We start from the raw sequence: 4,768 nt of genomic DNA on the forward strand, positions 1-4,768 counted from the left end.
CCATTTGGCAGGACGGCGAGCCGCTACGCCGCGTGCATGGGATGATTTCAGAGCTTCACCGCGGCGATAGGGGGCACCGCCGCAGCTTTTACCGGGTCGAGATCCGCCCCGCTCTGTGGCGGCTATCGCTGCGCCATAATTCGCGGATCTTTCAGGACACCTCGCCTTTTGACGCCATCACCACCCTCGCTAATGAGCGTAGCCTCACCGATATCGGCTTTGCGACTACTCGCACGCCCCTTGATCGGGAGTTTTTGGTTCAGTACCGGGAGACCGATCTGGCCTTTATCGAGCGTTTAGCCGCCGAAGAGGGCTGCTTCTATTTCCATGAGTTTGAGAACGCCGAGGGTGGCAAACACCAGCTGGTGTTTGCCGATGCCACCGTGGTATTGCCCAGCGTGGGCGAGCGCACCTACCACGGCCGCGCCGGAGGCACACCGCCCCGACGCCATGTGCGTAAATTGCGTCAGGCCAACCGCGTGCGCCCCGCCTCGGCGATGCTCAAGGACTACACCTTTAAAAACCCGCCCTATGCGCAGATCCATGAGCACCTCGCTCCCAACTTGGGCGAACACGCCCAGCGGGAGGATTACGAACACTTTGACTACCCTGGCCGCTACAAGAAGGACGCCTCCGGCAAGCCGTTTACCCGCCACCGGTTAGAGTCCCTGCGCGCCGACGCCACCACCGCCGAGGCCGAGAGTGACTTACCGGAGCTCGCCCCGGGTATCTGCTTTACCCTCACCGACCACGATATCGATAGCCTTAACCAAGCGTGGCAGGTGGTCTCGGTGGTGCACCACGGCGAACAGCCCCAGGCCCTGGAAGAGGACGGTATGGCGCGGGGTGGTAATGGCGGTAGCAGTGCCCAGTCGGGCGAGCTGATGACCCGTTACCACAACGACGTGGTGATCATGCCGAAGGATCAGACTTTCCGCCCGGTGCCCAATCCCAAACCGCGGGTCGATGGGCCCCAGGTGGCCTTTGTGGTCGGCCCCGAAGGCGAAGAGATCTACTGCGACGAACACGGCCGGGTCAAGGTGCAGTTCCCCTGGGATCGCTACGCCGAACCCAACGAGACCGCCAGCTGTTGGATACGGGTGGCTCAGGGTTGGGCAGGCGGTGGCTACGGCAGTATGGCGATCCCCCGGATCGGCCACGAGGTCATTGTCTCGTTTTTAGAGGGCGACCCCGATCAACCGCTGGTCACCGGGCGCACCTACCACGCGGTGAATACCCCGCCCTACCCGCTGCCGGAGCACAAAACCCGCACGGTGATCCGCACCCAAAGCCATAAGTCGGAAGGCTTTAACGAACTGCGCTTCGAGGACGCCACCGGTGAAGAGCAGATCTGGCTGCACGCCCAAAAAGACCTGGAGCTGCTCACCCTTAACGACCGCACCGAGGAGATCCGCCGGGACAGCCACCTTAAGCTCCACCGCAACCGCTTGAGCGAAATCCATAACGACGATCACCTCACCGTACACGGCAAGCGCTACACTCAGATCAAGGGCGATGACCACCTTCAGGTCGATCAAACCCGCCATGAGGTCTACGGCGAGGCGCAGCTGGTGGAGACCGGCCGCGAGTTACACCACAAGGCGGGCAGCCAGATCGTCCTGGAAGCGGGTAGCGAGATCACTCTTAAAGCCGGGGGTAGCTTTATCAAGCTCGACCCCGGCGGGGTGACCATTGTCGGCCCTCAGGTCAAGATCAACTCCGGCGGTAGCCCCGGGCGCGGCCAGGGCCACGCCATTGTGCTGCCCCGCTTACCCTTTGAGGCCGAGCCCGAGGAGAGCGAGGACGTTACCCTCGAACCGCATCAGACCCCACTGCTCAGCAGCGACATCACCGCCGCCACCCCGTTAGCCTTGGACGATATCGACATCACCGATGGCCTGGCCGACGACTGCAGTGCCTGCCAACCCGCGGTGGGCAGCCCGGTGAACCCGCTGCTGGGCGCCAAGCTGCTGCCCGCCGAGACCGATTTTGCGCTACCCGCGCCACGGCCGTTTGTGTTTAGTCGCGGCTATCTCTCCAGCAACGGGCGGATTGGGGTACTCGGTCAGGGTTGGTCGGTGCCCGGCGAAAGCCTCGTCATCACCCTCAGCGATGACGCCTGTATCGTCCATGATGCCCAGGGGCGTCAAATTACCTTTGGGCCACTGGCCCCCGGCCAGGCGCGCTTCTCGCCCACCGAGCAGCTATGGATACGCCGTGGGGGTGCCTCAGCCGATGGAGAGAGCAACGCGCCTCGCTGGCACGTGCTGGATGAGACGCTGCGCCAGGATCCCGAACGTATTGTTCTTAGCGATGCCAGCGGTCTTTATTATGTGTTTGCTAACCCAGCCTCTGCCCATCCAGCAGACGTGGCGACAACCTCGGATGCGACTTCGGGTAATAGCTCAAGCGATAACGCTGCTCGCTGGTCACTGATCGAAGAGCGCGACCGCAACGGCTATGCCACCCAGTACCACTGGGAAGCCGGTCTGCTGGTCACGGTGATCGACAGCGCCCAGCGTCGCTACCAATTCGTTTACGACAGCCTGCTTCCTGCCCAGCCCGACGATGCCGGGCAGCGCCTAACCGGCGTCAAGCTGGTGCAAGCACACGACGGCAGCGCCCAGGACGATTGGCTGGTGCGCTACTCGTATAGTCCCGTCGGGGATTTGATTGCAGTGCGCCATCGCCACGGTGAAGTGGTACGCGAGTTCGAGTGGCAAGATCATATGCTCACCGCCCACCGGGTCCCCGGGGGCATGGAAGCCCACTACACCTGGGATCGCCACGCCCCGGATGGTCGCGTGGTGGGCCAGCAGGAAGCAGGAGGTTTAGCGCGGACGTACAGCTACCAAGTGGATCACACCCTGGTCACCGACAGCCTGGGCCGGGAGGAGCGCTACCACTTTGTGGGCAGCGGCCCCGGCCGCCGCTGGACGGCCCATACCCGCGCCGACGGCTCGCGCATCGAGTTCCGCTACGACCGGGCCGGTCTCAAAGTAGCCACCGTGGATCCGCTGGGCCACGAGACGCTGATTGAGCGGGATGAGCATGGGCAAGTGATTGCACAGACCGGCCCGGACGGCACCCGCTGGGCCATTGAGCGCGATGCCCTGGGCCAGCCGGTGAGTATCGAAGGGCCTGAGGATCAAACGTGGCAAATAACGCGCAACGAACAGGGGCTTCCAGTGGAAGTCACCGGGCCGGAAGGCACTACCGCCTTCGCCTACGATCACGATGCTTTGCCTGATCGCCCCACGACTATTACCGATGCGGTTGGGGCAACCCACCAACGCGAGTGGAACGCCCTGGGCCAGGTCACCGCCCAGATCGACTGCTCCCAGCAGCGTACCGAGTACGCCTATGACCGCCACGGCTATCTGGCCAGCGTCACCAACGTCTTGGGCGAGACCACCCGCACCCAGCACGACGAGATGGGTCGGCGACTCGCCACGCAACTGCCGGACGGCACCCACTGGCACCACCATGTGGATGCTCTTGGGCGCCTGGTGGAGCTGGAAGGCCCCCAAGGGTTTCGTCAGCAGTTCTTCTTTGATGACCACGGCCGCCCGGTGCAGCGCATCGAGGCCGACGGCAGCCAGCAGTTTACCGCTTACGATGACATTGGCCGTCTCAGCGAACTCACCCTGGGCAATGGCGCGGTTTACCGTTTTGCTTATGACGACATGGATCGCTTAGCCCGCGAGACCGGCCCTGATGGCCGGGAGCAGCAGTACCGCTACGATGACGCCGGGCGACTGATCGAGCGCATTGAGGCCAACCGCCCCGGCCCCGACGGCCAGCCGCTGGTCACCCGTTACGATTACGATGAAGCTGGCCGCCTCACCGCCCGCCACCTGCCCGCGACCGAGCACGCCCCGGCCAGCACGGAGCAGTACCAGTGGGGTACCAATGGTCAGCTACTCAGCGTCACCAACGATCATGGTGAAGTCACATTCAGCTATGACCACGCCCAACGCTTAATCGGCGAACAGCAGCAACATGCCGATAGCGGCTGGCAGTGGCAGCACCAGCACAGTCTCACCGCCACCGGCGCGCCCCAGGCCAGCCAGTTTGGGGATCTCCCCGCGCTCAACTGGCATACCTATGGCAGCGGCCACCTGCACGGCATGAACGCCCCCGGCTTGGATCTTGAGATCGCCCTGGAACCCGACGCCCTGCACCGGGAGACCCAGCGCCGTCTCAGCACCGGTGCCAATGCGCACAATCAACCGCTGGTGCTGGAGCGCGGGTATACGAACCTGGGCCAGCTGGATCACCTCACCCTGCGCAGCCCGGACACCACTAGCCAGCAGGACTACCAATACGACGCCCTAGGCCGGATGAGCTTCCGCAGCCTACAAGGCGATCCAGCAGAAAAAGTCATTGCCTACAGCTACGACGCCGCCGGGCGCTTGATCGGCAGCCAACACGGCGACCACGCCCACCGCTACTCGGTGGACGCGGCCGGTAATCGGTTAGAAGGCCAACAGGCCCTTTCTGATAATCGCCTGGGGCAGTTAAACGGTACCCGCTACCGCTACGACGGCGCCGGTAACCTGATCGAACGCCAACAGCCCAACGGCGAACGCCTAACCCTGAGCTACGACGGCGCGAATCGCTTAGTGCACTTGATCCACGCCAGCGAGCTGGGGGCTACCCGCGAAGCCACTTACCGTTATGACGGCCTAGGAAGACGCATCAGCAAAACCGTGCGCCACACCAACGGCACCACCGCCACCACCCACTACGGCTGGGACGGTGATCG

Annotated in this window: 1 protein-coding gene and 1 pseudogene; both read left to right on the forward strand. The window is 63.6% G+C overall.

The features are described 5' to 3' along the window. A pseudogene (gene tssI, locus E0L35_RS26765) lies at window positions 1-1,754 on the forward strand (type VI secretion system tip protein TssI/VgrG); the annotation flags it as partial. Window positions 1,755-1,943: 189 nt separating this feature from the next. Then, window positions 1,944-4,768 (forward strand): DUF6531 domain-containing protein (locus tag E0L35_RS26770; RefSeq protein WP_249362188.1); only part of this gene is annotated, 2,825 nt, incomplete at its 3' end.

Source organism: Halomonas sp. ATBC28 (genome assembly GCF_005937175.1).
GTDB classification, from domain to species: Bacteria; Pseudomonadota; Gammaproteobacteria; order Pseudomonadales; family Halomonadaceae; genus Vreelandella; species Vreelandella titanicae.